Annotated in this window: 28 protein-coding genes; 19 read left to right on the top strand and 9 right to left on the bottom strand. The window is 66.4% G+C overall.

The window, feature by feature from the left end:
* The coding region (locus RND78_RS25955; RefSeq protein WP_312732885.1) for a DegT/DnrJ/EryC1/StrS family aminotransferase at positions 1–237 on the bottom strand (237 nt) is incomplete at its 3' end.
* Positions 238–536: 299 nt separating this feature from the next.
* On the opposite strand from RND78_RS25955, the gene RND78_RS25950 reads away from it, so the two are divergent.
* The 5 genes from RND78_RS25950 (at position 537) to RND78_RS25930 (ending at position 4,133) form a co-directional block, all read left to right on the top strand.
* On the top strand, positions 537–812 hold the full coding sequence (locus tag RND78_RS25950) for a hypothetical protein (RefSeq protein WP_312732881.1): 276 nt from the start codon (positions 537–539) through the stop codon (positions 810–812).
* On the top strand, positions 809–1,105 hold the full coding sequence (zapA, locus tag RND78_RS25945) for a cell division protein ZapA (RefSeq protein ID WP_312732879.1): 297 nt from the start codon (positions 809–811) through the stop codon (positions 1,103–1,105). Before RND78_RS25950 ends, zapA begins: the two co-directional genes overlap by 4 nt.
* Positions 1,106–1,499: 394 nt before the next feature.
* Positions 1,500–2,051 (top strand): chorismate mutase, encoded by a 552-nt coding sequence (locus RND78_RS25940; protein ID WP_312732877.1) that lies wholly within the window; start codon positions 1,500–1,502, stop codon positions 2,049–2,051.
* Positions 2,052–2,061: 10 nt separating this feature from the next.
* A complete protein-coding gene (locus RND78_RS25935) occupies positions 2,062–2,739 on the top strand; it encodes a response regulator transcription factor (RefSeq protein ID WP_312732875.1) in 678 nt (225 codons plus the stop codon).
* On the top strand, positions 2,736–4,133 hold the full coding sequence (locus RND78_RS25930; RefSeq protein WP_312732873.1) for a sensor histidine kinase: 1,398 nt from the start codon (positions 2,736–2,738) through the stop codon (positions 4,131–4,133). The genes RND78_RS25935 and RND78_RS25930 overlap by 4 nt, the downstream gene beginning before the upstream one ends.
* A 153-nt stretch (positions 4,134–4,286) precedes the next feature.
* On the opposite strand, the gene RND78_RS25925 is transcribed toward RND78_RS25930, so the two are convergent.
* The 3 genes from RND78_RS25925 to RND78_RS25915 are packed head-to-tail and all read right to left on the bottom strand — an operon-like array spanning position 4,287 to position 8,230.
* Positions 4,287–5,531 (bottom strand): thiolase family protein, encoded by a 1,245-nt coding sequence (locus RND78_RS25925; RefSeq protein WP_312732871.1) that lies wholly within the window; start codon positions 5,529–5,531, stop codon positions 4,287–4,289.
* Positions 5,524–6,756, bottom strand: coding sequence for a 3-(3-hydroxy-phenyl)propionate transporter MhpT (gene mhpT / locus RND78_RS25920; protein WP_312732868.1), 1,233 nt, complete (start codon positions 6,754–6,756; stop codon positions 5,524–5,526). Before mhpT ends, RND78_RS25925 begins: the two co-directional genes overlap by 8 nt.
* A 10-nt stretch (positions 6,757–6,766) precedes the next feature.
* A complete protein-coding gene (locus RND78_RS25915; protein ID WP_312732865.1) occupies positions 6,767–8,230 on the bottom strand; it encodes an alginate export family protein in 1,464 nt (487 codons plus the stop codon).
* Between the two features lie 392 nt (positions 8,231–8,622).
* Here RND78_RS25915 and RND78_RS25910 point away from each other — a divergent pair, with 392 nt between their 5' ends.
* Positions 8,623–8,958 carry an I78 family peptidase inhibitor gene (locus RND78_RS25910; protein ID WP_312732864.1) on the top strand — a complete coding sequence of 112 codons (336 nt, stop codon included), beginning with the start codon at positions 8,623–8,625 and terminating at the stop codon, positions 8,956–8,958.
* Positions 8,959–9,024: 66 nt separating this feature from the next.
* On the opposite strand, the gene RND78_RS25905 is transcribed toward RND78_RS25910, so the two are convergent.
* Positions 9,025–9,672, bottom strand: a complete 648-nt coding sequence (locus RND78_RS25905) for an HAD hydrolase-like protein (protein WP_312732862.1) — start codon at positions 9,670–9,672, stop codon at positions 9,025–9,027.
* 98 nt (positions 9,673–9,770) lie between these two features.
* On the opposite strand from RND78_RS25905, the gene RND78_RS25900 reads away from it, so the two are divergent.
* The 5 genes from RND78_RS25900 to RND78_RS25880 all read left to right on the top strand — a co-directional run bounded on the left by RND78_RS25900 (position 9,771) and on the right by RND78_RS25880 (position 14,824).
* Complete coding sequence (locus tag RND78_RS25900; protein WP_312732860.1) at positions 9,771–10,673, top strand: alpha/beta hydrolase-fold protein; 903 nt, start codon at positions 9,771–9,773, stop codon at positions 10,671–10,673.
* A 108-nt stretch (positions 10,674–10,781) separates the two neighbouring features.
* Positions 10,782–11,783: a TRAP transporter substrate-binding protein gene (locus RND78_RS25895; RefSeq protein ID WP_312732858.1), complete on the top strand. Its 1,002-nt coding sequence runs from the start codon at positions 10,782–10,784 to the stop codon at positions 11,781–11,783.
* Positions 11,784–11,786: 3 nt separating this feature from the next.
* Positions 11,787–12,281 carry a TRAP transporter small permease gene (locus RND78_RS25890; protein ID WP_312732856.1) on the top strand — a complete coding sequence of 165 codons (495 nt, stop codon included), beginning with the start codon at positions 11,787–11,789 and terminating at the stop codon, positions 12,279–12,281.
* On the top strand, positions 12,278–13,564 hold the full coding sequence (locus RND78_RS25885; RefSeq protein WP_312732854.1) for a TRAP transporter large permease: 1,287 nt from the start codon (positions 12,278–12,280) through the stop codon (positions 13,562–13,564). Before RND78_RS25890 ends, RND78_RS25885 begins: the two co-directional genes overlap by 4 nt.
* Before the next feature lie 27 nt (positions 13,565–13,591).
* A complete protein-coding gene (locus RND78_RS25880) occupies positions 13,592–14,824 on the top strand; it encodes an aminotransferase class III-fold pyridoxal phosphate-dependent enzyme (protein WP_312732852.1) in 1,233 nt (410 codons plus the stop codon).
* On the opposite strand, the gene RND78_RS25875 is transcribed toward RND78_RS25880, so the two are convergent.
* Positions 14,821–15,690: a LysR family transcriptional regulator gene (locus tag RND78_RS25875; RefSeq protein WP_312732851.1), complete on the bottom strand. Its 870-nt coding sequence runs from the start codon at positions 15,688–15,690 to the stop codon at positions 14,821–14,823. The two genes, RND78_RS25880 and RND78_RS25875, sit on opposite strands and share 4 nt — an antisense overlap.
* Before the next feature lie 415 nt (positions 15,691–16,105).
* Between RND78_RS25875 and RND78_RS25870 the strand changes: the two genes are divergently transcribed.
* The 4 genes from RND78_RS25870 (at position 16,106) to RND78_RS25855 (ending at position 18,341) form a co-directional block, all read left to right on the top strand.
* Positions 16,106–16,774, top strand: a complete 669-nt coding sequence (locus RND78_RS25870; protein WP_312732849.1) for a CsgG/HfaB family protein — start codon at positions 16,106–16,108, stop codon at positions 16,772–16,774.
* 14 nt (positions 16,775–16,788) lie between these two features.
* Positions 16,789–17,154, top strand: a complete 366-nt coding sequence (locus tag RND78_RS25865) for a DUF4810 domain-containing protein (protein ID WP_312732848.1) — start codon at positions 16,789–16,791, stop codon at positions 17,152–17,154.
* Positions 17,155–17,164: 10 nt separating this feature from the next.
* Positions 17,165–17,836 carry a DUF799 domain-containing protein gene (locus tag RND78_RS25860; protein ID WP_312732847.1) on the top strand — a complete coding sequence of 224 codons (672 nt, stop codon included), beginning with the start codon at positions 17,165–17,167 and terminating at the stop codon, positions 17,834–17,836.
* Positions 17,837–17,909: 73 nt separating this feature from the next.
* Positions 17,910–18,341, top strand: a complete 432-nt coding sequence (locus RND78_RS25855) for an RDD family protein (RefSeq protein ID WP_312732883.1) — start codon at positions 17,910–17,912, stop codon at positions 18,339–18,341.
* A gap of 11 nt (positions 18,342–18,352) precedes the next feature.
* On the opposite strand, the gene RND78_RS25850 is transcribed toward RND78_RS25855, so the two are convergent.
* Together RND78_RS25850 and RND78_RS25845 are read right to left on the bottom strand one after the other, a co-directional pair.
* A complete protein-coding gene (locus tag RND78_RS25850) occupies positions 18,353–19,177 on the bottom strand; it encodes an alpha/beta hydrolase (protein WP_312732846.1) in 825 nt (274 codons plus the stop codon).
* Positions 19,178–19,505: 328 nt separating this feature from the next.
* Positions 19,506–20,150 (bottom strand): hypothetical protein, encoded by a 645-nt coding sequence (locus RND78_RS25845; protein WP_312732845.1) that lies wholly within the window; start codon positions 20,148–20,150, stop codon positions 19,506–19,508.
* Here RND78_RS25845 and RND78_RS25840 point away from each other — a divergent pair.
* The 4 genes from RND78_RS25840 (at position 20,091) to RND78_RS25825 (ending at position 26,323) form a co-directional block, all read left to right on the top strand.
* The gene (locus RND78_RS25840) at positions 20,091–21,932 is read left to right on the top strand and encodes an autotransporter domain-containing protein (protein WP_312732843.1); all 1,842 of its coding nucleotides are present in this window, start codon (positions 20,091–20,093) and stop codon (positions 21,930–21,932) included. The genes RND78_RS25845 and RND78_RS25840 overlap by 60 nt on opposite strands.
* Positions 21,933–22,008: 76 nt before the next feature.
* Complete coding sequence (locus tag RND78_RS25835; RefSeq protein WP_312732842.1) at positions 22,009–23,721, top strand: molecular chaperone HscC; 1,713 nt, start codon at positions 22,009–22,011, stop codon at positions 23,719–23,721.
* On the top strand, positions 23,718–25,367 hold the full coding sequence (locus tag RND78_RS25830; protein WP_312732841.1) for a J domain-containing protein: 1,650 nt from the start codon (positions 23,718–23,720) through the stop codon (positions 25,365–25,367). The genes RND78_RS25835 and RND78_RS25830 overlap by 4 nt, the downstream gene beginning before the upstream one ends.
* Positions 25,364–26,323, top strand: coding sequence for a DUF3829 domain-containing protein (locus RND78_RS25825; RefSeq protein ID WP_312732840.1), 960 nt, complete (start codon positions 25,364–25,366; stop codon positions 26,321–26,323). Before RND78_RS25830 ends, RND78_RS25825 begins: the two co-directional genes overlap by 4 nt.
* Before the next feature lie 109 nt (positions 26,324–26,432).
* Here the strand turns inward: RND78_RS25825 and RND78_RS25820 are convergent, their stop codons facing one another.
* Entirely contained in the window at positions 26,433–26,759 is a 327-nt protein-coding gene (locus RND78_RS25820; RefSeq protein WP_312732839.1) for a hypothetical protein, read from the bottom strand.
* Positions 26,760–26,947: the final 188 nt, after the last annotated feature.

Below are 26,947 nucleotides of genomic sequence, written 5' to 3'. Positions count from 1 at the left end.
AGTGATCACCTCGTCGCCCGGGCCGATGTCCAGCGCCAGCAGGGTCACGTGCATGGCGGCGGTGGCCGAGCACAGGGCCACCGCATGGGCGGCGCCCACCGAGGCGGCGAAGCGCTCTTCCAGCAGGTTGGCCTGGGGCCCGGTGGTGATCCAGCCCGAGGTGAGCACCTGGCTCACCGCGGCTACCTCCTCCGCGCCAATGCTGGGGCGGGAGAACGGCAGGAAAGGCTCGTCCAGTACACGGGGAGCGGAGCTCTGGGACAGATCGGTCATGGCGGCTCATCCGAAGCGAGGGGCGCCGGTACGGACAGCCGACGCGATGAGCCCAGGCTAAGGCGCCTCGCCTTACGGCCCCCTTAGCGCAACCTGACAACTGCCTGACAGCCGGTCAGGTCCCTGCCCGGCCCCGTGAACTCCTTGGCAAAACAAGGGCTTAGCCTGCGACGAACGGGGTGCCGGTGGTCGGTGAGCAGCCTAGAATGCTTCCCCTGCCGCCCTTGGCAGCCCCGAACCTGACACGAGAGACGACCGCGCCCATGCTGGACAAGACCCTGAGCGAACTGGAAACCGCGATCCGCGACCTGCTGCAACGCAACCAGCGCCTGACCGCCCGGACCCACGAGCTGGAGCAGGCCCTGCACGCCGCGCGCGAGGAAAACGACACCCTGCAACTGAGCCTGATGGAGCAGGAAGAAGCCGGCGCCGGCACCCGCCAGCGCGTCGAAGGCCTGCTGGCCCTGCTGTCTGCCCAGTCCGTCGAGCAGGCGGTAGCCGCCGACGCCGAGCAGCGCCACGCGGCCAGCGTCGAGTGAAGACCGCCGATGCGGTCGCCAGCGCCCACGACGAAGTGGAGGTGCTCGGCCGTCGCTACCGCTTCAAGGTGGCCGAAGGCGATCGCGCCGCTCTGCAGCAGGCCGCGGCTCGCCTGCGCGACGAATTGGTCGCCATCCAGGGCGACCGCCGCCGCGGCGACGCCACCGAGCTGCTGGTCCTGGCCGCCCTGCGCCTGAGCCTGGACACCGCCGCCGACGCCAGTGCCGTCAACGCCCTCGACGCCCGCCTCCAGGCCCTGACCGCCGAGGTACGGGCGGCGCAGGAGGCCTAGGGCCGCTCTGCTGCCGCTCCCTCGGGGCGGATCGGCGTAGGGTGGATGACGGCGTAGCCTCATCCACGTAGACACAGCACCCGCGTGGAAAACGCTGCGCGGTTTTCCACCCTACCGCCGGGATCGCGCCTCACACCGCTGCGCCCCTCTTCCCTGGGAGAGCGCCAGGCGCAGGGTGGATGACGGCGCAGCCTCATCCACGCGGGCACCATCACCCACGTGGAAAACGTCACGCGGTTTACCACCCTACCGCCGAGACATCCCCAAGCACCACTGCGCCCCCTCTCCCTCCGGGAGAGGGCTGGAGTGAGGGCCGTCCACCGCGCCCAGCTTGACCACCCCGCCGCCCCGTGCGAGCTTCGATGCCCTTTTTCCTTGCGCCCTGGAGGTCGTCATGTCCGGTGTTCGCTGGCTCGTCATTCCGCTCTTGAGCATCGCCCTGCAGGCCCAGGCCGCACCTGCGCCCCTGTCCGACCTGCTGGACGCCATGGCCCAGCGCCTGGCCGTGGCCGACCAGGTGGCCCGCAGCAAGCACGACAGCGGCAAGCCGGTGCTCGACGAAGCCCGCGAGCGCCAGGTACTGCAGGACGTCGCCCAGGCCGCCCCGGGGGCCCGGGTGAATCCGGCCACCGCCCAGACCTTCTTCGCCGCCCAGATGGAAGCCAACAAGCTGGTGCAATACGGCCTGCTGGCCGCCTGGCGCCGCGGCGAGCGTCCACTGCCCGCGGCAACCACCGACTTGGCCGCGCTGCGAACCCAGCTGAATGACCTGCAGGCACGCCTGCTCGCCGGTCTGGCCGCCACCGGCGGGCTCCGCGCGGCCGCGGATTGCCCGGCGCAACTGGACCGCGCCCTCACCGCCCACCTCGCCGCCGCGCGTCCCGATGACCTCCACCGCCTGGCGCTGCTGCGGGCCCTGGGCGATTTCTGCGTCCTGCCTGACTAAGGATTTCCCCATGCACATCCTGCTCGTCGAAGACGACGCCACCCTGGCCGACGGCATCCGCCGCGTGCTGGAAGGCCATGGCATGCAGATCGACCTGCTACGTACCGGTGCCGACGCTGACGCCTGGCTGCGCACCACCCGCTTCGCCGTGGTGGTGCTGGACATCGGCCTGCCCGGCGGCCTGGACGGCTTCGAGGTGGTTCGTCGCCTGCGCCAGCGCGGCAGCGACCAGCCGGTACTGCTGCTCACCGCCCGCGACGCCATCGACGACCGGGTGCACGGCTTCGAGGTGGGCGCTGACGACTACCTGGTCAAGCCCTTCGCCGTGCCCGAGCTGGTGGCGCGGATCAAGGCCCTGGCCCGCCGCGCCGGCGGCCAGAACAGCGTCGACCTCGCCCTCGGCGCCCTGCGCCTGGATACCGCAGCCCACCAGGCGCGCCTGGGCGATACGCCGCTGGATCTTTCCGCCCGCGAGTGGGCGGTGCTCGAACACCTGCTGCGCCAGGCCGGCAAGGTGGTCTCCAAGCAGCAGATCATCGATGCCCTGGCGCCCTGGGGCAGCGAAGACCTGACCCACAACGCCGTGGAGGTCTACGTCTCGCGGCTGCGCCTGAAGCTCGCCGACTCCGGCGTCGGCATCCGTACCGTACGCGGCTTCGGCTATCGCCTGGAGGAAGCCGCGCCATGACCACCGCCGCGCCCAGCCTGCGCCGTCGGCTGCTGAAATGGCTGGTCCTGCCGGTATTGCTGGTCAACCTCGGCGGCGCGGTGATCAGCTACCAGTTCGCCCGCAAGCCGGCCTTCAGCGCCCTGGATGGCGACCTCACCGACGCCGCCATCCTGCTGGTGGAGCAACTGGAAATGGATGGCAACGGCCATCTGTGGCTGCCGGCGGAGGCCGACTACCTGCTGCGCCACAACAGCCACGACCACGTCTGGCTGGCGGTACGGACACTCGACGGGCGCTTGCTGTTCGGCGACGAGGCCATGCCGGTGCAGACGGTGACCGACGAAATGCGTGACGGCCATACCACCGCCATGCGCGCCCGCATCAACGACCGCTCGGTATTCATGGTCGCCCGCCTCGGCCACGTGGCGGGCCAGCCGGTGGTGGCCAGCGTCGCCCAGACCCTCAGTCGTCACACCGCCGCCCTGCAACGCATGTTGCTGACCCTGGTGGTGGTGCAACTGCTGGTCGCCCTGCTCATCGCCGCCCAGCTGCTGTGGGCGGTGCGTCGTGGCCTGAGGCCCCTGGAGCGACTGGAACATCAGCTCGACAGCCGCCACTACGACGACCTCGCGCCCCTGCGCGAGGAAGGGGCGCTGCGCGAGCTGGCCACCTTCGTCACCGCCCTCAACAACCTGCTGCTGCGGGTGCGCGACGGCGCCCGCAATCAGCGCGCCTTTCTCGATGACATGGCCCACCAGCTGCGCACCCCGCTGGCCGGCATCAGCACCCTGACCCAGTGGCTGCGCCAGCGTCACGCCGGCGATGCCGAAAGCGCCGCCGCCCTGGCCCAGCTGGAAGCCGCCACCGAACGCATGACCCGGCAGACCAACCAGCTGCTGACCCTGGCCCGGGCCGCCACCGCACGCCTGGAAAGCCCGCCGCGCGAGCCCCTGCAGCTGGACGCACTGATCAACGAGGCCATGCCCAGCCAGCTGGCCGCGGCCGATCACCATGGCATCGACCTGGGCTACGAACTGGAGCCGCAGACCATCCTCGGCAACGCCTTCCAGCTGCGCGACCTGCTCGACAACCTGGTGGACAACGCCCTCAGATACACCCCGCGCGGTGGCCAGGTCACGGTGCGGCTACGCAGCCACGCCGGGGCACCGCTGCTGGAGGTGGAAGACGACGGCCCGGGCATTCCCGAGGCCGAGCGTGAACGCATCTTCGAGCGCTTCTATCGGATCGACCGGGGCATCCACGGCACCGGCCTGGGCCTGGCCATCGTCCGCGACATCGCCACCGCCCACGATGCCGGCATCGAGCTGGCCACCCCGACCAGCGGTCGCGGCCTGCGGGTGGCGATTCATTTTCCGCCACTGGTCACCCACGCCGTGGAAGTCACGCCGTAGCGTGGCGCTGAGCACAGCGAAGCCCAGCAAAGGTATCGCCATCCTGCACGCATCGCGGCCATGGCGGTTCGCCGCTGCGGCCGCTCCTGCGGTGGCACCCGTGCCTGTAGGAGCGGCCCATGGCCGCGATCAGTTCACACCCAGGCCAAGCCCCTAACGTCCCCGCCACCCCGGATTCTCCAGCAACACCGCCATGCCCTGACCACCGCCGATGCACACCGCCGCCACCCCGTACCTGAGCCCCTCGGCGCGCAGCTGCCGGGCCAGGGTGATGGCCAGGCGCAGCCCGGTGGCGGCCAGTGGATGGCCGAGGGCGATGGCGCCACCGTGCACATTGAGTCGCGCTGGGTCCAGCTCCAGGGACCGCTGCACCGCCAGCAGCTGGGCACCCTGGGCCTCGTTGATCTCCAGGCGGTCGATGGCGTCCAGCGGCAGGCCGGCGCGGTCGAGCAGGCCCTGGATGGCTGGGACCGGACCGCTGCCCATGAGGTCGGGCGGCACCCCCACCACGCAGGAGCCGCGTACCCAGGCCAGCGCCTCGGCCACTGCGGCATCCGTACCTCGTGCCAGCAACACGGCGGCGGCGCCATCCGCCACCGCGCAGCTATTGCCGGCGGTCTGGACGCCGCCCTCGTGCACGGGCGTCAAGCGTGCCAGGGCCTCCCGCGAGGTCGCGCGCGGATGGCTGTCGTGCTCGACCACGGTGCAGCCCCGCGGCAGCCGCAACTCCCGCGGCACCAGACCGGCGGACTCGAGGCGCGTCGCCGTCACCGGCACGATCTCCTCGCCCAACCAGCCACTGCGCTGGGCCACCAGGGCCCGTTCGAAACTGCGCAATGCCCAGGCATCGACCTCCTCGCGGCCGATGCCAAAGCGTTGCGCCAGGCGCTCCGCGGTGCCGAGCATATCCAGCCCGGCCGCCGGGTCCTTGAGCGCCTCCCAGAGAAAATCGTGGAATTCCACCGGCGCGCCCAGGCGGAAGCCACTGCGATGGGTATAGGCGGCGATGGGATTGCGGGTCATGGACTCGGCCGCCACGCACAGCACCCGGCTGGCCTGGCCACTCTGCAACTGGTCGCCGGCCTGGCGCAGGAGTTCGAGCCCGGTACCGCAGACCCGCTGCACCTGCAGCGCCGGCACCGCTTCCGGCACCCCGGCATAGAGCCCGATATGGCGCGGCAGCAGATAGGCATCGAAGCTGGCCTGGGCCACCGAGCCGGCCAGCACGCTGTCCACCTCCCTGGCATCATGGCCGCGCGCCAGCAGCGCCCGGGCCACGACGATGCCCAGGTCGATGGGCGACACCTGGCCGAGAGCGCCATTCAGATCGGTCCAGGGCGTGCGCACGCCATCCAGCAGCAGGACATCGTCGTACAGCGTGGTCAGGCCGTTACGCATGACCGGGCGCCTCCGCGCGGGTGGCGGCGGTCGGCGCCGGCGCCCGCCGGTGCAGCAGGGCCAGCACCGCGCCCGCCGCCACCAGTACCGCCGGCGTGGTGACCACCACCAGGATCGCCGCGCCGCCGCCCAGGGCCAGGACCTGGCCCGCCAACAGCGGGCCGGCCATGGCGCCCAGGCGGCCGACCGCCACCGCCGCACCGGTCCCGGTGGCCCGCACCGCCGCCGGATAGAGTTGCGGCGCCAGGGCATAGAGCACCAGCTGGCCGCCGACCACGAACAGCCCGGCGGCGAAGCCGGCCAGGGCCACCAACGGATAGGCCTTGGCCAGGCCCAGTCCGGCCAGACCCAGCAGGATGCCCAGGTAGATGGCCAGCACCGTCAGCCGCGGCCGCCAGCGATCCATGAGCAGACCGAACAGCACCGAGCCGATGCCGCCGCCGAGGTTGAAGAGGATCTGCACCCCCACCGCCTGGCCACGGCTGAAGCCCTGCCCCACCAACAGCGAGGGCAGCCAATTGAGCAGCATGTACATCACCGTGAGGGTGAAGAAGTAGCCCAGCCACAGCAGCAAGGTGGTCGACAGCGGTATCGCGCTCAGCCAGGCGCCGCGCCTGGCGTCCGCTGGGCCCGCACCGCGGCCGCCCAGGAAGCCCGCGGTCTCGGCCAGGTAACGTCCGAGCAGCGGCGCCACCAGCAGGGGCGCCAGGCCGCCGACGTAGAACACCGTCTGCCAGCGACCGACGTCCAGCAGCCCCACCACCGCCGCCAGGGCACCGCCCAGGGGCACGCCGCAGTACATCAGGCTGACCGCCGTGGCCCGGGCGCGCGCGTCCACCGATTCGGCGGACAAGGCGATCAGGTTCGGCAGCGCGCCGCCCAGGCCGATGCCGGTGAGCAGTCGCGCCAGCAGCAGGCTCTCCAGGCTCCAGACGTGGGCGGTGGCCACCGAGAAGACGCCGAAGATCAGCACGCAGGCGATCAGTACCTTCTTGCGGCCGATACGGTCCGCGCACCAGCCGCCGATGAAGGCGCCGGGCAGCAGGCCGAGGATGCTGGCGCTGAATACCAGGCCCATCTGCCCCGGCTGGAAGCCGAAGGCCTTGGCCATGGCCGGGGCGGCGATGCCCATGGCCTGGAGGTCCATGCCCTCCAGCAGGGCGACGATGAAGCACAGCATAAGGGTCAGACGAGCCCCGGGCGGGACGGATGAGAGCAGGCGCATGGTGGGCTCCTCAGAAGCGGAAGGTGGTGGCGACCATCAGGAAGCTGGTGTCGTCGCCGTCGGCCTGGCGCACGGCGGCGCCGGCCTGGAAATAGCTGTATTCCAGGTCCAGGGTCAGGTTGGCGGTGGGCATCCAGCGCAGGTTGTTGCGCCAGAGATTGCCGGCCTTGCGTGCCGAGCTGGCGACGGTGCCCGGCACCGTGGTCATGCCCGGCAGGTAGACGCCGTCCGCGGTGCTCTGCCGCCAGACGCCGAACAGGCCGCTCTCCAGCTGCAGGGTCGGCCGCGGCGCCAGGGTCAGCAGTGGGCCGACCAGATAGAGGTTGGCCAGGGTGGTTAGGCCGGAGTCGCCATAGAAGCCGTTCTTCGGGTAGAGCGGATCGAAGGTGCCGACGCGGTCGTCGCCCAGGCCGTGATCGCCACTGGCGGCATCGAGGCGCAGGGCGAGCCGCGGTTTCCAGGCGCCGGCCAGGCGATAACCGGTTTCGCTGCTCAGTCCCCCGGCCCGGATCTGCGCGCCCGCCAGATGACCGGTCTGCCCCGCCAGGTCCCAGGTCCAGTCCCAGGGTCCGGCATTGCCGAACAGGCGGATGCCGGCGGTGTAGCGTTTTTCCGCGCCGGTCAGCCCGTCCAGGGTGCGCTCATCGGTCTCCAGGCCGAAGCCGTAGACATCCAGCTTGAGCGGCCCGGCCAGCGGCAGGGTGCCGTAGAGGCCGTAGAACTTGACCGCGTTGTTGGAGCCGTCGTCGAAGCTGTCCTCGCCGGTCACCACGGGCCTCAGGCCGAAGGCATCCAGGCGATAGCCGTCCGGCCGGCTCCAGGCCAGACGCAACCCGTCGAAGTTGAGACGGATGTTGCGGGCGTCGCGGTAGGTGACGAAGGCCTGGTTGCCGTAGCCCAGCTCCTGGCGTCCTACCCGGGTCATCAGCTTGCCGCCGGCCAGCGGCGTGTTGAGATCGATGAAGGCCTGGTGTAGCTCGGTGCGGCTCTGGTCGTAGGGGCCATAGAGCGCCTTGTTCCAGGCGCGGGTGTTCTCCAGCTGGACGAAGGCGCGCACGGCGTCGTCGAACAGGTGCAGGTCGGCGTGCAGTTGCAGGCGCTGCTGGATGTAGTGGTCGGTCTTCACCCCGCGCTGGCCGAAGACCGGATTGCGGATGGTGTCGAAGCGATAGCGCGCCTCGCCGCCGGTCTGCAGCCAGGCGGAGTCGCCGAGGCGCTGGTAGCGCAGCCCGTCGAAGGGGTCGGTGCGTTTTTCAGGATCGTCGAGGAAGCGATAGTCCTCGCTCCAGCGCGGCGGCCCGGGCGGCAGCGGCCGCGCCGTCTCCAGGCTGTTGAGGGGTTTGGGCCGAGCGCTTTCCAGGGTGGTGGAAGGCGCAGCGAGGACTCCCTGGCCGATCAGCAGGGAGGCGAGGGAGGCAAAAGCGAGGCACGAGCGGGCCCGTGCGCAGGCCTGGGGCGAGCGCGATGCTGACATGGAATGACCGTCCTGACAGTGAAGGCGGAAAGCGCCGCGAGGGCGCGAGGATCAGGGCCTAGTGGGCGCGGATCGGGTGGTCGTCAGGAGGGAAGGCGAATGGATAGCGAGCTGACATGGCGGGTGTCCCTTTGTTGTTGTTGTCGTCACCGTAGGGCCGGGCGGCCCTGGTTCGATGATGGTCCATGCGAGAAACGGATCAAGCCATGGGACCCGATTCTGGCCGATTAACGAACGTTATCTTTATTAACTTTCTCCGCCGAAGAAACCCTGGCTCGACCGTCCTCGGCGTCGGCTGGCTCGCGATTTGTAACAATGCCCACCCTGGAGGGGTCCATGCAGAAGCCCGTACGGGTTAAGGTTCCTCCTCTCACGATCGAAAAGGCGAACTCATGAGCTTCAAGACCCCTCTCCTGCTGGCCGGCGCCGCGCTCTTCACCCTGTTGGCCGGTTGCGGCTCGCATGAAACGCAGGACACTCAGGCAGCCGCCACGCCCGCCGCGAGCGGCACCGCCAGCAGCAGCGGCCGTTGCAATTCCGATCTGGTCCGCGATCTGGTCGGCAAGGCCCTGACCCCGGCCCTGGCCGAGGAAAGCCGTCAGCGGGCCGGTGCCCAGGTGGTCCGCGTGGTCCGTCCGCAGGACCCGATGACCATGGACTTCAACTCCCAGCGCCTGACCATCACCACCAGCGCCACCCTGGTGGTGCAGACCGCCACCTGCGGTTGAGCCATCGCACCGACCTGCCGGCTCACGCCGCGCAGGTCGCGCAGGTCGCGCAGGTCGCGCCATGCCCTACAGCCCGAAGCCCTGGCGCAAGGCGTCCACGCTGTGGAAGTGAAAGTCCGGGCGCTGCCGCTCCAGCTCTTCCTGGCTGCCGAAGCCATAGCCCAGGGCCACCGCCGCCACACCGTTCGCCCGCGCAGCGATCAGGTCGTGCTCGCGATCGCCCAGCATCAGGCAGGTCTCCGGCGCCAGCCCTTCCGTCGCCAGCACATGGCGGAGCAACTCGGTCTTGTCGCCGCGGGTGCCGTCCAGTTCGCTGCCATGCAGGGCGGTGAAGAAGTCCGCCAAGGCGAAGTGCCTCATGATCTCCACGGCGAATACCCGTGGCTTGGCGGTCACCAGATAGAGCCGCCGTCCCGCCGCGTGCAGGCCAGCCAGCAATTCGCGGATGCCCGCATAGACTTCGTTTTCATAGAGGCCGGTGGCGCGGAAATACACCCGGTAGGCTTCCACCGCACGCCAGGCCCGCGCCTCGTCGAAGCCGTAGTGGGTCATGAAGCTCTGCAGCAGCGGTGGGCCGATGAAGACCTCCAGCGCGCGCAGGTCGGGTTCGTCGACCCCCTCGGCGCGCAGCGCCACCTGGATCGCGCGAGTGATGCCCAGTCGCGAATCGGTGAGGGTGCCATCGAGATCGAACAGCAGATTCGGGTGATGCATGAAGCCTCCTGAGTCACGTCGACGCCTGGCCAGTATGGCCAGCCCAGCCGGGCATCGGTAGGCTCACCCTTCTTGCTGAAAACGAGTCTCGTTCGCCAATGCCCTCTGCGCTTTCCCGCTGCCTGCCGCGCCTGTCTGCCGGACTGGTCCTCGCCCTGCTGCTCCTGGTCCCTTGTGCCCAGGCCCGCCCCGTCGACGAACCCATGGACGCCAGCGTCCTCGTCCACCCTGGCCAGGGCTACACCTTCAGCGACCTGCGCCTGGATTCCGCTGACGGCGAGCGTCACTACCAGGTCTGGATCGCCCGCCCCGCCAGCCCGGCGCCGGTAACCGGCTACCCGGTGCTCTACCTGCTCGACGGCAACGCCGCCCTGGGTGGCCTGAACGCCGACTTGCTCGACACCCTGGCCCGGCGCCCGAATCCTCCCGTGCTGGTCGCGGTGGGCTATGCGGGCGGCAAGCGCATCGATGGTCCTGGACGGGCCTACGACTACACCCCTACCGCGCCCACCAGCGACCGTTTCCGCCAGCTGGCCACCGGTGGCGCCGATGGCTTCCTCGCCTGGCTGCTGGAGCGCCTGGAGCCGGCCGTGGCCCGGCAGGTGCGCCTAAATCATGGTCAGCGCGCCCTCTGGGGCCATTCCCTGGGCGGCCTGTTCGTCGTCCACGCCCTGCTCACCCGCCCGGACGCCTTCGCCCGCGGCTATGCCGTCAGTCCCTCGCTGTGGTGGAGCCCCGCGGCCCTGCCCCAGGACGACGCGGCCCTGGCGCAACGCCTGCGCGGGCACCCGGCCGAACTCGTCCTGCTGCAAGGCGGCGGCGAACGCGAGCTGCCCGCCCATTTCCAGAGCCAGGTGCCGGCCGATGCCACGCAGCGTCTGGCCGACCGTCTCAGCCGAATCCCGGGTATAGAGGTGCACTTCGAAACCCTGCCGGATCTGGGTCATGGCCCCATGCTCCCGGCGTCACTGCGCTGGGTGGTGGACCACGTCGGGCGCTGACGGCCGCTTATCCCAGCATTACGCATCTTTATCCAGCGCAGCGGTAAAGCTTGGCAGTATCCCTGAGCAAGGGCGCCACCCCCGGCCCCCTCCCTCAGGAGCAGCACCATGCCGCAACGCCGGACCCGGGCGCGCCTCAGCTGGCTCGCCATCGCCCTCTCCACCGCCCTGGGTCTACTCGACCTGCAGAGCGCTTCCGCCGCCCGTGCCTTGCGCCTGGCCCACGCTTCCAGCAGCGACAGCCTGATCAACCAGGCGGTGCAGCGCTTCGCCGAAGAACTCAAGACCGAATCCAAGGGCGAGCTGACCGTCAAGGTCTTCCCCGATGGCCAGCTCGGTGACGAAGGCCCCATCGCCGAGGGCGTCGGCAACGGCTCCATCGACATCGGCCTGGGCGGCGCCGTGGACGCCATCGACCCGCGCCTCAACGTGGTCTCCCTGCCCTTCCTGTTCCACGACGCGGCCAACGTCCATGCCTTCCTCGACGGCCCCCAGGGCAAGGCCCTGCTGGGCCTCGGCCAGGACCATGGCTACGTGCTGCTCGGCGCCCTGGACTCGGGTTTCCGCCAGTTCGCCAACAGCAAGCATCCCATCGTCGCCCCGGCCGACCTCGCCGGCCTGAAGATCCGCACGCCGCCGAATCCGGTGATCCTCGCCACCCTCAAGCAACTCGGCGCCCTGGCCCAGTCGATCCCCTTCGGCGAGGTCTACAGCGCCCTGCAATCCGGCGTGGTGGATGGCGTCGAGCCGGAAATGCGCGATTTCTACGACCAGAAGTGGTTCGAGGTTGCCAAGTACCTGTCGCTGTCCAACTACATCTGGTCGGCCAACTACTGGTTCATGAACAAGGATACCTACGACAGCCTGAGCGAGCCCCAGCGTGAAGCGCTACGCAAGGCGGCGCAGGACACCCTGACCTGGTATCGCAGCCAGCTGGACGCCACCTACGCCAAGGTCCTCGCCGAACTCAAGGCCAAGGGCGTGCAGGTCAATGCCGTCGACACCGCTCCCTTCCAGGCCCTGGTCGATCCGGTCTACACCCGCTTCGCCAGCGAATGGGGCCAGGCCTTCGTCGACCAGACCCGCAGCGCCGCACGCGAGGCCCGCTGAGCCATGAGCGACCCGACCCACGTCCCGCACCGTCCCTCGCGACCCGAGCGCCTGTTGCAGGCCGTGGGCGTCCTCCTGTTCCTCGCCACCTTCGGCGCCATCACCGGTGGGGTGGTGGCGCGCTACTTCCATCTGTCCGGCTTCGAATGGTCCTTCGAGATCGCTGCCCTGAGCTTCGTCTGGGTCACCTTCATCGGCTGCGTGCTGGCCGAGCTGCGCGGCGAGAACGTGCGCTTCGTCGGCATCCTGCTGCTCCTGCCGCCAGCTGGCCAGCGCGCCCTGCAGGTATTCGGCTGCCTGGTGCTGCTGGGCGTCAGCCTCTGGCTGCTGACCAGCGGCTGGGCGGTGCTGGAGCGCTCCGGTCGGGTACCCACCCCGGTGCTGCGCTGGCCCTCCGGCCTGATGACCCTGGCGCTGGTCAGCGCCGCGGCCATGCTCGTCGTCATCGCCCTGCTGCGGCTGTGGCGCCTCTGTATCCGTCGGGAGCCCCAGGCATGACCGTCCTCGCGCTGTTCCTCGCCTTCATCGTGCTGCTGCTGGCCGGTATCCCCATCGTCTGGGCCATGGCCGGCGCCAGCATCGTCGCCCTGCTGGTGGGCGACCTGAGCATGCCCCTGGCCTGGCTCGCCCAGCAGACCATCCGTGGCGCCGATTCCGCCACCCTGAGCTCCATCCCGCTGTTCCTGCTGGCCGGCGAGCTGATGAACCGCGGCGGCCTGACCCGGCGCATCATGCGCATCGCCGAGCACTTCCTCGGCCGCTTCCGCGGTGGCCTGGGCCTAGTCAACGTGGCCACCGCCTTCGTCTACGGCGGCCTGACCGGCTCCGCCACCGCCGACACCGGCGCGGTGGCCAAGGTGATGATCCCGGCCATGGCAGAGCGTGGCTATCCGCGCGCCTTCGCCGCCGCGGTCACCGCTGCCTCCGGCACCCTGGGCATCATCGTGCCACCCAGCGTCATCCTCATCCTCTATGGCGTGCTGACCAATACCTCCATCGGCGGCCTCTTCGTCGCCGGCCTGATCCCCGGTGTGCTGCTGGCGCTGACCTTCATGGTCACCGCCTATGTGGTCGGGGTGCGCGAGAACTTCCCCAAGGTCGACGAGCGCCTGCCGCTGCGCGAGCTGCTGCGCGACTTCGGCTACGCCCTGCCGGCACTGCTGATGCCGGTGCTGGTGCTCGGTGCCATCGTCAGCGGCTTCGCCACCGCCACCGAGGCCGCCGCCGTCTCGGTGCTCTATGCCCTGGCCGCCGGCGCCCTGGTCTATCGCGAACTGCGCTGGCGCGATCTGCTGCCGGCGATCCACGAAGCCGTGGTCACCACCGGCTCGGTGATGATCATCATGGCGGTGGCCATGCCCTTCGGCTGGATTCTCACCGTGGAGCAGGTGCCCCACACCCTGGCCGGCTGGATCGTCGACCTGCATACCGGTCCGCTGCTGACCATGCTGCTGATCGTGCTGGCGCTCAAGGTGGTGGGCTTCTGGCTCGACCTTGGCCCGGCCATGATCATCCTCGCACCTATCCTGGTGCCCATCGCCAAGGCCGCCGGCTTCGAGCCCTACCAGATCGGCCTGATCTTCACCGTGACCCTGGGCTGGGGCCTGTTCACCCCGCCCATCGGCACCAACATCTTCGTGGTCTGCAACGTCGCCCGCCTTTCCATCGGCGAGGTCTCCTGGCGCCTGGTGCCCTTCTGGCTCGCCACCGCCGTGGCCGTCGCCCTGCTCGTGTTCTTCCCTTCCCTGAGCGGCTGGTTGCCCCGCCTGCTCGGCTACTGATCAACCCGCAATCCGAGTACCTCCGTCATGACCTTTCTCGTGGGTGGCATCTCCAGCGCAGGACGCGCCCTTCCGGATTTCCAGGGCCACGCCTTCCGGGTCACTCGCTCCGCGGGTGCCTACCTCTGGGACGACCGCGGCCAGCGTTATCTCGACACCGCCATGGGTTTTGGCGCCACCTTGCTCGGCCATGCCCCGCCCCCGGTGCTGGAAGCGGTCGCCCAGGCCCAGGCCGAGGGCCCCATGCCCTCCTTCGCCCACGCCCGCGAGGAAGCCGCCGCCGCCGCCCTGGCCGCCCGTTGCGGCGAGCTGTCGCGCGTCATCTTCCTCAACACCGGCAGCGAGGCCGTGCACCTGGCCTGCCGCACTGCGCGCATCGCCACCGGCCGCGGGCGCATCGTCAAGTTCGCCGCCGCCTACGACGGCTGGTACGATCCGGTAGCCTTCGGCAACGTGCAATCGGTGTCCGCCCGCATGACCGGCGCCCGCCCCGAGCGCGACGGCATGCTGCTGCTGCGCTACAACGACTTCGCCGACGTGGAGCGGCTGTTCGCCGACTACGACGACATCGCCGCCATCCTCATGGAACCGGTGCTGGCCAACGCCGGCTGCCTGGAACCCGCCCCCGGCTACCTGCAGTACGTCACCGATCGCGCCCATCGCCATGGTGCCCTGGTGATCCTCGACGAGGTGCTGATGGGCTTTCGCCTGCACGCCGGCCTGACCGGGCATCATCTCGGCGTGGACGCCGACCTGGCGGCGGTAGGCAAGGCCATCGGCAGCGGCATCCCGGTCGCCGCCCTGCTCGGCAAACCGGCGATCATGGACCTGTTCGAGCGCGGCCAGGTGGTGCGCGCCGGCACCTACAGCGGCAACCCACCGGCCTGCGCCGCGGTGCTCGCCACCCTCGAACTGCTGGTCAAGCAGGACTACTTCGCCCTGCTGGCGCGCGGCGATGCCCTGCGCGCCCGGTTGGCCAGCACCTTCGCCGCCCAGGGCCTCTCCTTTTCCAGCAGCGGCTACGGTAGCGTCTTCACTCCTTGGGACCGTGAACAGGCCCCCAGCGACTATGCCCTGGCCGAAACCAGCGTCGATGCCGAATGGACCCGCGCCCTGCACTTCGCCCTGCGCGCCCGCGGCGTGCTGATGATGCCCGGCGCCTATGGCCGCCTGTACCTGACCTTCGCCCATACCGATGCGGTGCTGGCGGAACTGGAAGCGGCCTTCGCCGACGTGGCCCGAACCTGGGCGGTGGACTAGGCGCTGGCGGGCTGCTGGTGCGCCTGATAGCGATCGCGAATGAAATTGGCCAGTCGCCGGGTGCTCAGCCGGGCCCCTGACGGCACCAGCAGCGCCAATTCCAGTCGCGGCAGGAGTGGCAAGCCGTCGCCCGTGCCCAGCACACGCCAACCCTCAGGAACCACCGAGGCCGGCAGCACCGTCACCGCCGCGCCCAGGCGCACCGCCGCGAGTACGCCAGGCAGGTGGGAGGAAGAAGACACGATGCGCCAGGGCCGCCCGACCTCGTCCAGGGCCGCGAGGATGCCTGGTCGGGCGCGACAGCTGTCGGCGAACAGCGACAGGGGTAACACCTGCTCCCGTTCCGGACGTTTTCCCACCACGCTGCACCACACCTGGGCTTCCTCGCAGAGCAGCTCGCCGCTGGGCCGCCCGGCCTCGCGGGTGACGATGGCCAGATCCAAGTCGCCCACTTGGACCTGGGGTTCCAGGCGTTTGGAAAAGTCGCAGAGGATCTCCACCTGGATCTCCGGATGCTGCGCCGAGAAGGTCTGCAGCAGCCAGGCGCCGAGGCTGTCCAGGTAGTCGTCGGGCATGCCGATGCGCACCCGCGTCGCCTCCAGCTTGCACTCCAGGGCGCACAGCGCCTCATCCTCCAGGATCAGCATGCGCCGTGCGTAGCCCATCAGGATCTCGCCCTGGGCGGTCAGGCTCACCCCCTTGCGACTGCGCTCCAGCAGCCGCTTGCCCATCCGCTCTTCCAGTCGACTGACGATCAGACTCACCGCCGCCTGGGTCTTGCCGATCCGCTCGGCCGCCGCCGTGAAACCACCGTGATCGATCACCGCGATGAAGGTAGCGAGGGCATCGGTATCGAAATGGCGCATGGCGGGCTCGTAACGGCGAGGGACGATGGGCTCTGGCACGCAAATTACGTTCCGTTACGGCCGGGCGCCCGCCCTCGACTTTCGCAGGCGCCAGACACCGATCCTTTCCGCAACCACTGATACCGCCCAGCCTGACGCTCGTCGAGCCACGTGTTAAATGCGTCACAAAACTGTTGCTACACTTGAGCCAGTCTTTTGACTCGATCAGCAGGATGCTCGCCTCGCCATGGACCGGCCCGGATTTTCTTCCAGCCTCTTTCTCCACCCGCGATCCAGCCGCGTTCCCGCCATCCGCCCGACCCCGCTCGGACGGACGAGGTACTCATCCCTGTCGGAGTCAGCGAGATTCGTGTCGAGCCCACGCGCGGGGCGTGTCTCGGCGCCAGAAAAGCTCACTGCCACATTCAAGGGATCTATGAAAAACGTACTGATGTTCGCCGTCGCCACCGGCCTGGCCACCCTCGTGGGGTGCGCCACCGAATCCTCCCGCTCGCTGGAGGTCCAGCAGGTCACCTCGGCCAATACCCAGTACCAGGGCGTGCGCCAGCCCATCGCCGTGGGCAAGTTCGACAACCGCTCCAGCTACATGCGCGGCCTGTTCTCCGACGGCGTGGACCGCCTCGGCGGCCAGGCCAAGACCATCCTGGTCACCCACCTGCAGCAGTCCAACCGCTTCAACGTGCTCGACCGCGACAACCTGGCCGAGATCGCCCAGGAAAGCGGCTTCTCGAAGAAAGCCCAGCAGATCAAGGGCGCCAGCTACGTGGTCACCGGCGACGTGACCGAATTCGGCCGCAAGGAAGTCGGCGACCAGCAGCTGTTCGGCATCCTCGGCCGCGGCAAATCGCAGATCGCCTACGCCAAGGTCAACCTGAACATCGTCGACGTGCGCAGCTCGGAGGTCGTCTACTCGGTGCAGGGCGCCGGTGAGTACAGCCTGTCCAACCGCGAAGTAGTCGGCTTCGGCGGCACCGCCAGCTACGACTCCACCCTCAACGGCAAGGTCCTGGACCTGGCCATCCGTGAAGCCGTCAACCGCCTGGTCAACGGTATCGACAGCGGCGCCTGGCGCCCCGCCCCCTAAGCAAGGAAGCCACCATGAACAGCGTATTTCGGCCTCGCGCCGCCATATTGTCGCTCGTCCTCGCCAGCGCCGTGCTCGGCGGCTGCGCCAGCCAGCCCCGCCCGCTCTACTACTGGCCGGGCTACCAGGAGCAGGTCTACGGCCACTTCACCAAGCAGAGCGCCCCCGAGCAGCAGATCGCCGAACTCGAGGCCGGCCTGCAGAAGGCCCGCGCCGCCGGCCTGACGCCCGCCCCCGGCTATCACGCCCAGCTCGGCATGCTCTACGCCGAAGTCGGCAAGACCGACCAGGTCCGCCAGCAGTTCGAGACGGAGAAGTCGCTCTTCCCCGAATCGACCGCCTACATGGACTTCCTCATGCGCAACCTGGCGAAGAACTAAGGAGCCGACCATGCCCAGACACCTGATCAAGGCCCTGACCCTGCTGGCCACCCTCGCCCTCCTCGGCGGCTGCGCCAACCAGCAGAAAGCCTACGACTACACCGCCTTCCGCGAGAGCAAGCCGGCCTCGGTGGTCATCCTGCCGCCGGTGAACAAGTCGCCGGACGTCAAGGCCAGCTACAGCGTCCTCGCCCAGCTCAGCTATCCCCTGGGCGAAGCCGGCTACTACGTCCTGCCGGTCGCCCTGGTGGACGAGACCTTCAGGCAGAACGGCCTGCTCAACCCGGACGAGATGCAGGCCGCCCCGCTGCCCAAGCTGCGCGAGATCTTCGGTGCCGACGCCGCCCTCTACACTGAAGTGACGCGCTACGGCACCTCCTACCACGTCATCAGCAGCGAGACCGCCGTGGTCGTCACCGCCAAGCTGGTCGACCTGCGCAGCGGCAAGCTGCTCTGGGAAGGCGCCGCCGCCGCCAGCACCGCCGAACAGCAACAGAACAGCGGAGGTGGCCTGGTCGGCATGCTGATCACCGCCGCCGTCACCCAGATCGTCAACTCCATTAACGACCGCGGCCACGAAATGGCCGGCATCGCCGGCGTGCGCCTGCTGACCTTGAGACCTAACGGCGTCCTGCCAGGGCCGCATTCGCCGCTGTATGGGAAGGATCTAGCGGCGCGTTGACTCCAGTCTTACGGATGAATCGATACGGATAGTCGAGAGGCGCTGCGAGGCGCCTCGGGAGAAAATGGTGAACATGCCTGAGCCTTACCGGAAGCCGAAAAATCTGGCGAGCCTGGGCAGCCGGCTTGCGGCACAGCTCATAGACGGCCTGGTGGTCTTGCTGCTGCTTGTCTTCGCCAAGTCGACCGGCTGGATAGCTTTCCCTTGGTCACTGGTGGGGGCCTATAGCCAACTGCTGGCTTTTGCCTTGGCCATCGCCTACTTCCTCTTCAGCGACAGCCTGCCGAACGGCCAAAGCCTAGGGAAAAAACTCCTGGGTATCGTCGTGGTCGACGAGCGCAGCTACCTGAACTGCAATCCGTGGCAGTCCTTTCTGCGCAACATCACCACGCCCTTTCTCAGCGTCATCGACTGGATCTTCATCTTCTTCGGCTCCCGGAAGCGGCTGGGCGACATGCTGGCCAACACCGTGGTCCTCAAAGAAAAGCGGTCGGTCAGCCCATGAACGCCAATGGCCTATCTAGCGGCGCCGGAGACGCAGGGCAGCGGCTCGCTACGCCACTGTCGCCAGACCGGCTCCCACCCCTGAGCGTGGTCGGCCTCCACCGTCACCAGCTGCATACAGCCACCCCCGACCTTGCGTCGATAGTCATCGGCCAGCGCAGCAGGAATCACGTTATCCAGGCGTCCCACCAAATGTCGTTGGGGGATGGTACGCAAGGCTTCAGGCCTGGCCAAAGGGTCCAGCGACTCGGACAGCGGTTGCAAGTGCTGCAGCGCTGTCCAGGCCTGGGGATCCAGGTTACCGGCCAGGGTCTGGACAGCCACCACATCCTGGCGCCGCTCGGCCAACAACAGGGCAATGGCCGCCCCTCCGGAATAGCCAACCAGCTCGAACTGCCGGACCCGATAACGCCTTTTCAGCTCGTCGAGCGCCACCTGGAAACTGGCGATCACCGCGCTACCGAAGCGGGCCGACGTCCAGATGGCGACGGTACAGCCACTTCCTTTGACGAATTGGCAAGGGCGGCCGAGATAGGCGACGTAACCCGGATCATTCAGGGCAAGGCGCGGGACCAGCAGATTGCGTGGTGTGGGGTCGAGGCTGGGTTGGGTCGCGGTCGCCCAGGCGCGACCGTCGCCTTCCAAATAGACACGCAAATGACCGTCAGTCTGTGGCCGGGCCGGGATCATTCCGAGGATGGGAAGCGTCGGACTGCCCAGCCTCTCGACATGCAAACCACTGCCATCTGCCAAGGTGGCCAGCCGCTGCTGGGGCGAGGTGCAGCCGATAAGACCCAGGTAGGCGCCAAGCAACAGGGCCAATCCATAGCGCTTCATGCGAGAACTCCCTCGAGCGTCAATAACCAATGGCCACAACTAGTTTCAGCAAAGGTGATGCTAGCTCAAATCGGCACAAGGGCCTCGCCTCTACGAAGGAATTTCCGTTAGCAGCGAACACGGCATAAAAGCAAAGTAAAAAATTCATTATCGACCGCTAGAAAAACTTACGAGCACTCAAATGAAATTAAAGACCTTCAAAAAATCCCTACTCGCCCTCAGCATCGGTGCCATCACACAACAATCTTTCGCGCTCAGCTATGACGTTTCTGGAGGTGCCAGGGATTTTTCAAATCAAACGATCAATGATGGTTTTCAGCTTTCCGGCTCACGCACCGGAACACTGACCAGCAACGAGAGCACCATCCAACTCAGAGGAAGCTCTGTAACGGGAGACTTCCTGAATAGCTCCACCATTTCCGTGGACGGCAATGGTTTCAGAGTCATTGGCGTGGGTGTACAGCCTGGCTTCAGCTCTGGCTTGACCCGTATCAGCGGCAGTGTCATAAACACTGGCACCATCGAACTTCGTAACACGGGTAATGCCGAGGGCTTCGAAATAGGCCACACCATCATTGGCGGCTCCATCATAAACAATGGCACCATCTTCGTATCCCGCTCCCCTACTAGCCTCTATGGTGAGCCGGAAGCCATGTATATCCATGGCGCCCAGATAGCGGGCGATGTCATCAACAATGGAACCATCAGTGCCGTTGGCTATGAAACAACCGCGTTGATTTTCGACGTCGACACCCCCAACGTGCTGTCCATTGGTGGAAAGATCATCAATAACGGCACGATCAAGACAGTCGGTGACGAGTCCATCGCCTTCGACTTGGAAGCGACTACCACACGTGGCGTCACCATAGAGAACAGCGGGCTGATTTCTTCGACGGGGCAAGCGTCGAATGCCTTGTCCTTCTACGATGTGCAAATAGACCAGATACTCAATACCGGAACCATTGAAGCCCATGGGCAGGACGCTATCGCCTTCCACACCCATGATGCCCTCTACACCACAACCAACCCCACGGGTGCGCGTGGCCTAGTCAACAGAGGCGTCATCTATTCAGATGGCGTCGCCATCCTGGCAGAACGCACTCAAACCTCGCCCTTTGAGATCAACCAGCAAGCCGGCTCCATCACCAGCGCCAGCGGCACCGCCATCTCCGGCAACGGTGTCGCCAGCCTGAACTGGACCGGCGGCACGATCCAGGGCGATGTCCTGGGCGTCACCGGCACCACCGTAGCCGGCAACGCCACCTTCGTGGGGGCCCACGTCATCAAGTCCAACGTGAACGTCAACAGTGGCACCTTCGGCTTGACCGCCCAAGGCGCCAGCATCGGCGGCAACCTTACAGTCGCCAACGGGGCGGCCCTGGGCATGCAACTATCCAATGCCACCCAGCCCAGTACTCCCTACTTGACGGTCGGCGGCAACGCCAGCTTCGCCAACGGCTCGCGTATTCAGCTCGGGGCAGAACCGGGCAATTTCACCGCCACTACGGCCGGCACCCAGTACACCCTGGTCAGCGCCAATCAAGTCACCAACAATGGCCTGACCGTCGCCAGCAGCAGCCCGCTACTCTCGGTACGCAGCTACACCAGCGACAACAACACGGTGAAAGCCGTGGTGACCGTGCAATCCGACCAACAGGTAGGCCAGGAGCTCGGTGCCGTAGGCGCCTCTACCAACGACGTTAGTTCTCTGAACGCCTTCAAACGCGGCGTCCTGGGTACGCTCGCGGCGGATGATCCGCTCTTCCAGGCCTTCACCTCGGCCTCATCGCCGCAGGCCCTGGCGCGACTGAGCCAGAGCCTGGTACCGGAAAGCAACGGCGGTGCCGTGACGGCTGCCATGGCCGGCCAGTCCGCGACCAGCGCCGCCATCGGCGGTCGTCTCAGTGGCCAGCGCAACGGCCTCTCTTCGGGTGATGTCCTCACCGACACCGGTGTCTGGATCCAGGGCCTCACCGGCAATGCCGATCAGAGCACCCGGGACGGTATCGCCGGCTACTCCGCCAATACCTCAGGCATCGCCATCGGCGCCGACGGCAAGCTCAATCCCAACACCACCCTGGGTCTGGCCTACAGCTACGCCAACACCAACGTGGGTTCGGACAACGGCAACCGGACCGACGTCCAAAGCCATCTGTTCACCCTCTACGGCTCCTGGAGCTCGGGTAACTGGTTCACCGACGGCAACCTGTCGTACGGTCGCAGCAGCAACGAAGGCAAGCGCTACATTCTGGGCACCCAGGCCAAGGGCGACTACGACAGCGACCTGATCGCCCTCAACGCCCTGAGCGGCTACACCTTCCAGCTCAATCGCCAATTCATCCTCGAACCGCGGGTCGCGGCGCGCTACGCCAACGTGCGGACGGATGCCTTCAGCGAACACGGCTCGGTGGTGGCACTGCGCAACGGCAGCCAGCGCTACGAGCAAGGCGATGTCGGCGCCGGGCTGCGCCTGGCGGCGGATCTGCCGCTATTTCAGGGCACCCTCAAACCCGAAGCGACCCTGATGGCCTACCACGACGTAATCGGTGATCGCATCAGCCAGACCTCGGCCTTCGTCCGCGGCGGCGACAGCTTCATCGTGACCGGCGCCTCCCCCGTCCGCGACAGCTACGAAGGCACCCTGGGGGTCAGCTACGCCCTCGACGCCTTCACCGTCGGTGCCACCTATGGCTACCAGGCGAAGTCCGGCTACGACGCCGACTCCCTGGTGCTGAAAGCGCGGTATGACTTCTGAGTGGTGTCATTGGCCTACCCCGGCGAACCGGGGTAGGCCGCACAGCTCACTCACTGCATTAGGAAGTGGCCAAGCCATGATCGTCGGTATAGACCTGGGTACCACCAACAGCCTGATCGCAGCCTGGCGCGACGGCGCCCCTCAGCTCGTGCCCAATGCACTGGGCGAGCTGCTCACTCCCAGCGTAGTGGGCCTGGATGACGAGGATCGCCTCATCGTCGGCCGGGCAGCACGCGAACGCCTGCAGACTCACCCACGGCAGACCACGGCCCTGTTCAAGCGCTACATGGGCAGCGCCCGGACCACCACCCTGGGTACGCGGGACTTTCGCCCTGAAGAGCTCTCGGCCATGGTGCTGCGTAGCTTGCGGGAAGATGCCGAGCGACACTTCGGCGAACCGGTCGAGGAAGCCGTCATCAGCGTCCCGGCCTATTTCAACGATGCCCAGCGCAAGGCCACCCGCATTGCCGGCGAACTGGCCGGTCTCAAGGTGGAGCGTCTGATCAACGAACCCACGGCAGCTGCCCTCGCCTATGGACTCCACCAGCGCGACAGCACCAGCACCTTCCTGGTCTTCGATCTGGGCGGCGGCACCTTCGATGTGTCCATCCTCGAGCTGTTCGACGGCATCATGGAAGTGCGTGCCAGTGCCGGCGACAACTTCCTCGGGGGTGAAGACTTCGATACCGCCCTGGTGCAGGCCTTCGTCGCCGCCCAGGCGGCCAACGCCCAGCAGGCCGACGAGCTGGATCTGGCCGATCCCCAGCTGTTCAGCCGACTTCGTCGGGAAGCCGAGCGTGTACGCAAGGCTCTCGGCCAGGAAAACCAGAGCACCTTCACCCTGCGCCATCGCAGCACCCAGTGGCAACAGACGTTCGACCAGGCCCAATTAGCCGAGCTCTATGCCCCGTTGCTGGCCCGCCTGCGCGCGCCCATCGAGACCGCCTTGCGCGATGCGCGGATCAAAGCCAGCGAACTGGACGAAATTCTCTTGGTTGGCGGTACCACCCGCATGCCGCTGGTCCGCCGGCTGGCGGCCGGCCTGTTCGGCCGCTTCCCCTCCATCCAGCTCAACCCCGATGAAACCGTGGCCTTGGGTGCTGCGGTCCAGGCTGGCCTGAAGGCCCGGGACGCCGCCCTGGAAGAGATAGTACTGACCGATGTCTGTCCGTACTCCCTGGGTATCGAGACCAGCGTCGCCTATGGCAACGGCTACGAACGGGGGCACTACCTGCCGATCATCGAGCGCAACTGCGTGGTCCCGGTCAGCAAGGTGAAGCAAGTGGCAACCCTGAATGATCAGCAGACCCGTGTCCGGATCGAGATCTACCAGGGTGAGAGCCGTCGAGTCAGCGAAAACATCTTCCTTGGCGAATTGGAGATCGGCGTTCCACCCAGGCCCGCAGGCGAGGTGGTGATCGACGTACGCTTCACCTATGACACCAATGGCCTGCTCGAAGCAGAAGCCCATATCCCGCTCACGGGCGAAAGGCGTCAGGTCGTCATCACCAACAATCCCGGCGTCCTGTCGCCTACAGAGATCGCCACGCATCTCGCTGCACTCGCCGAACTCAAGATCCACCCGCGCGAGGAACAGCCCAACACCCTATTGATTGCCCGCCTGGAGCGGCTGTACCAGGAAGGGCGCGGCGAGTTGCGTCAGCGTCTCGATGCCATGGCTACCCATTTCACCCACATATTGGAAGGCCAGGACCCGCATGAAATTCGGAGTCTAAGACTCCACCTCAATGAAGAGCTGGACCGCCTGGAAAAGGGTAGCTTCGAATGAACTGCTGGACTGTCCTGGGGGTGTCGCACGAGGCCGACGCGCGCACCATCAAGCGACAGTATGCGGCCCTGCTCAAGCGCTGCCGCCCGGACGAAGATCCCGCAGGCTTCCAGCAACTGCGCGAAGCGTACGAGCAGGCACTCGACTGGGCCGAGACACGCCAGGACGACCAGGCCGAAGGCCCTGCCGATACCACGCCGCTATTGGTCCTCCCGACCGAAACCGTCCCAGCTTCAGGGCCTACCCCCGCCTGGCAACTCGCCGAGCGCCTGGCGGACGGCCTGGATGTCGCCAACGTCGATGAGCGGCTGGAACAGGCGCAACGCTACGCCTGCATCGGCGAGTTCGAGGATATCCTCCTCCACCGCTGCCAGGCCTTCGATATTGCGAGCATGGCAGTCACCGAGCGGGCCACTCGCCGCTTCCAGTGGCTGACGCCCTGGCAACGCAACGACCTTTCCCGAGAGGCGCTGCAGCGCGTCCTGCACAATCTCAAGCATTATGCTCGGATCACCATGGCCCAAGCCCTGCGTGATGCCGACGAGCAGGGGTGCTTCGACCTCTGCCAGCATCTTGGCAAGCAGCCGTGGGTGCAGTCATTGGAAAATACCCAGTGGTTCCACGACTGCATCGCGCAGGTGCTGATCGAAGCGGACTACTGGCCGGAAGACCTCTTCGAAGCGCTATGCAAGTACCTTGGCTGGAAACAAACGGGCACCGCACAACGATGCGGCGAACTCTTCTGGAACCAGCTCCTGGCGCGTAGCCATCGCAGTATCTTCCTGGCGGAGCAGCGGCGCATTGCCAACCAAGGAGCGGACTCAAGCGCCAGACGCGCCGCGCGACTGCTCTTCACACCCCTGACCGAGGACGAGCGTGTCAAGCTGACGGCGCACTTCACCAACGACGATTGGCAACACTGCGAAAAGCTCTACGAGAACGTACGGCAGCGCCACCCCAAGCTGTTCGCTGAACTGCCAGGGCTCGCGCCCGACGTCTGGCGCCCCCTGCGGCGCAAAGTCGCTATCGTGCCCATCGGACTGGCGGTAGCCACCAGCGCCATTTTGAAGGGCTATCAGGACTACTATCGTCTAGGAGCAAACCTCTACGACACCTTCCTGGTGGTAGCGCTGATCATCGTCGTCCTGGGTGTCTGTGGCTGGCTGCTGACGATGTTCTGCCGCTCACTGAGCTGCACCTATTGGCGCCTCGACAGGAAGCTGCAAGAGCGCCTTGGCCGCTGGCTGAGTCTGCGTCGGCCACCACCCTTACCTATCTGCGAAAGCCTGCCATTCTGGTTGCTGGCTGGAGTCTTCTACGCAACCCAGGGTCTGGATGCCGTTATCGCCTATAGCGCTACCTTGAACATCCTAGCGCTCGCCAGCCGCACCGATCATTTGAGCAGAGCTATCCATTGGCTTCTGGGCGCCCCCCGCTCCCCCCGGCGGGATGTGGCTCTCGGTGTCGCCATAGGCATGGCACTCTCTCTGGTCTTCGTCCTGGCGGCGAGCGCCAACTACCGCCCTCTTCCCGTCAATCAGGGCTTGCAAGCCTGGCCCGGGCGATTCTGTTCGAGCGCAGGGCAAGGGCTTGCCCAGTGTCGATCACCTTCTTGGTACCCTGAAGGTACAGAGACAAAGCCATGATCAGTACACGGACGTTTCTCGTTGCCGTCGGCCTGTTCCTTACGGTCATCCTCCTGACGAAAGCCCGATTCAAGAGTCCCGAATATTCCTATTTCGACATCATTACGGAAGCCACCAGCCGCTGCCTGACCTACAGCGACACCTTATTCAAGGAGCGCCTTGCCGACTATCGCAAGGCCGCGGCAAGGGTCTTGGAAAAAGGCGAGCTCCATGCCTATTTCCGTGGCTTCGGCATGGGCTCACCCGACCTTTTCCCCGGATCCGGGCAAAGGATGTCCGCTTGCCTCGAACACTTTTTCCTCGATAGCAGCAAGGAGTCTCAGCAAGGATTGCTCACCAGCGGCCGCGCCTATATCCAGGCCTTCAATGAACTACGTCCTGTAGCCCAAGCGATCGAAGTCCTCTATAGCAGCGCAACGATCGTGATCGATCATCAAGAAGCCGCCCAGCTGGATGAAAGCTTCAACCAAAGGCTAGCGCAGCTGCAGAAGGCCGAGGTGCCGTTTCGCCAGGCCTTTGAACCCGCCCAGCTGCTCATGCGCGCGCAACAGCTGCAACAGATCGAGCAGAACCTTGGTCGTGACCAGCACTGGCACATGCTGAATTTCATGTTGCTGGCGCGCCGAGCCATGGATCGGTTGGAGGGCGATCGCACACTTCCTGCCCTCACCGCTACCGAACTATCCGCCTCGGTCGAGGAACTGCAACGCGGCTGGCAGGCTGCCCACCTCTATCACGAAGCCTATCCTCGACTCAGCGCTGTAGGGGGCAACAAAGCGGTATGGCTTGAAGTCGAGGCCTCGGCGAAACGTTGGCTGGACCGTCTGGCCACCCTACAGCAGCACTGGTCGCTAAAGGCTAGCCCCACAGCGCTCGACGCAGATCTGCGTTTCGTCCAACACGACTATGACCAGCTGCTCGCTCGATACGACGCCACCGTCGGTAGTCGATACTGATCGTTCGTCTTAGTGCCGGGTTCACCTAGCGACCATCGGGCCAAATAAAAGGGCAGCATCGCGAGATGCTGCCCTTTTCCATTACGGCAAAGCCACTTCACCGAAGCCGCTACTTCATCAACTGCACGATCGCGATGGCTGCAATAAATGCCGATGCCCACTGCATGGGTATCCAAAAGATCGTGTGACGACGCTTGAACACGATCTGCTCCTGGGTTTGGGGATCCACCAGCACTCGACCCTGATCGCTGTTGAGCTTTACCCCAACGATCCAGACCAGTGCGGCGGCGACCATCAGAACGACCGCTGCCGCGGCCTTGTGCGCGGTATACCACCCGCCCCCCAGCATGGCATCCATACCGAACTGGCCCGCCAACATCAATACGACAGGAATAAGAAACGCCAAAAAACCATAACCCGACCAGACTACGAACATGACTGTCTCCTTGGACGTGCTGTGATGTGTCCATCTAAATACAGAAAAGGAGTCGCCTTCGCGCCGATCTCCCAAAGAAATTTTATATCTATCCAGAAGAAGAAGGAAGCAGTCTCCAATAAGAATAAAATGCTCCAGAATTCACCTTAACGCCAAATCATTAGCGGTAAGTACGATTCACATACCGC

This window comes from Pseudomonas oryzihabitans (genome assembly GCF_032027545.1).
In the GTDB taxonomy this organism is placed as follows: domain Bacteria; phylum Pseudomonadota; class Gammaproteobacteria; order Pseudomonadales; family Pseudomonadaceae; genus Chryseomonas; species Chryseomonas oryzihabitans_F.
The sequence above is the reverse complement of the archived record's forward strand: the minus strand, read 5'-3'. Positions and strand labels throughout refer to the sequence as shown.

Bases quoted from the DNA above. Each gene is read 5' to 3' on its own strand.
- RND78_RS25870 (WP_312732849.1), top strand. From the start codon at position 16,106: ATGAAAAACGTACTGATGTTCGCCGTCGCCACCGGCCTGGCCACCCTC.
- RND78_RS25910 (WP_312732864.1), top strand. From the start codon at position 8,623: ATGAGCTTCAAGACCCCTCTCCTGCTGGCCGGCGCCGCGCTCTTCACC.
- RND78_RS25855 (WP_312732883.1), top strand. From the start codon at position 17,910: ATGCCTGAGCCTTACCGGAAGCCGAAAAATCTGGCGAGCCTGGGCAGC.
- RND78_RS25865 (WP_312732848.1), top strand. From the start codon at position 16,789: ATGAACAGCGTATTTCGGCCTCGCGCCGCCATATTGTCGCTCGTCCTC.
- RND78_RS25930 (WP_312732873.1), top strand. From the start codon at position 2,736: ATGACCACCGCCGCGCCCAGCCTGCGCCGTCGGCTGCTGAAATGGCTG.
- RND78_RS25935 (WP_312732875.1), top strand. From the start codon at position 2,062: ATGCACATCCTGCTCGTCGAAGACGACGCCACCCTGGCCGACGGCATC.
- RND78_RS25950 (WP_312732881.1), top strand. From the start codon at position 537: ATGCTGGACAAGACCCTGAGCGAACTGGAAACCGCGATCCGCGACCTG.
- RND78_RS25835 (WP_312732842.1), top strand. From the start codon at position 22,009: ATGATCGTCGGTATAGACCTGGGTACCACCAACAGCCTGATCGCAGCC.
- RND78_RS25860 (WP_312732847.1), top strand. From the start codon at position 17,165: ATGCCCAGACACCTGATCAAGGCCCTGACCCTGCTGGCCACCCTCGCC.
- RND78_RS25900 (WP_312732860.1), top strand. From the start codon at position 9,771: ATGCCCTCTGCGCTTTCCCGCTGCCTGCCGCGCCTGTCTGCCGGACTG.
- RND78_RS25880 (WP_312732852.1), top strand. From the start codon at position 13,592: ATGACCTTTCTCGTGGGTGGCATCTCCAGCGCAGGACGCGCCCTTCCG.
- RND78_RS25890 (WP_312732856.1), top strand. From the start codon at position 11,787: ATGAGCGACCCGACCCACGTCCCGCACCGTCCCTCGCGACCCGAGCGC.
- RND78_RS25885 (WP_312732854.1), top strand. From the start codon at position 12,278: ATGACCGTCCTCGCGCTGTTCCTCGCCTTCATCGTGCTGCTGCTGGCC.
- RND78_RS25915 (WP_312732865.1), bottom strand. From the start codon at position 8,230: ATGTCAGCATCGCGCTCGCCCCAGGCCTGCGCACGGGCCCGCTCGTGC.
- RND78_RS25895 (WP_312732858.1), top strand. From the start codon at position 10,782: ATGCCGCAACGCCGGACCCGGGCGCGCCTCAGCTGGCTCGCCATCGCC.
- RND78_RS25925 (WP_312732871.1), bottom strand. From the start codon at position 5,531: ATGCGTAACGGCCTGACCACGCTGTACGACGATGTCCTGCTGCTGGAT.
- RND78_RS25820 (WP_312732839.1), bottom strand. From the start codon at position 26,759: ATGTTCGTAGTCTGGTCGGGTTATGGTTTTTTGGCGTTTCTTATTCCT.
- mhpT (WP_312732868.1), bottom strand. From the start codon at position 6,756: ATGCGCCTGCTCTCATCCGTCCCGCCCGGGGCTCGTCTGACCCTTATG.
- RND78_RS25850 (WP_312732846.1), bottom strand. From the start codon at position 19,177: ATGAAGCGCTATGGATTGGCCCTGTTGCTTGGCGCCTACCTGGGTCTT.
- RND78_RS25905 (WP_312732862.1), bottom strand. From the start codon at position 9,672: ATGCATCACCCGAATCTGCTGTTCGATCTCGATGGCACCCTCACCGAT.
- RND78_RS25845 (WP_312732845.1), bottom strand. From the start codon at position 20,150: ATGGGCTTCAATGGTTCCGGTATTGAGTATCTGGTCTATTTGCACATC.
- RND78_RS25825 (WP_312732840.1), top strand. From the start codon at position 25,364: ATGATCAGTACACGGACGTTTCTCGTTGCCGTCGGCCTGTTCCTTACG.
- RND78_RS25830 (WP_312732841.1), top strand. From the start codon at position 23,718: ATGAACTGCTGGACTGTCCTGGGGGTGTCGCACGAGGCCGACGCGCGC.
- RND78_RS25875 (WP_312732851.1), bottom strand. From the start codon at position 15,690: ATGCGCCATTTCGATACCGATGCCCTCGCTACCTTCATCGCGGTGATC.
- RND78_RS25940 (WP_312732877.1), top strand. From the start codon at position 1,500: ATGTCCGGTGTTCGCTGGCTCGTCATTCCGCTCTTGAGCATCGCCCTG.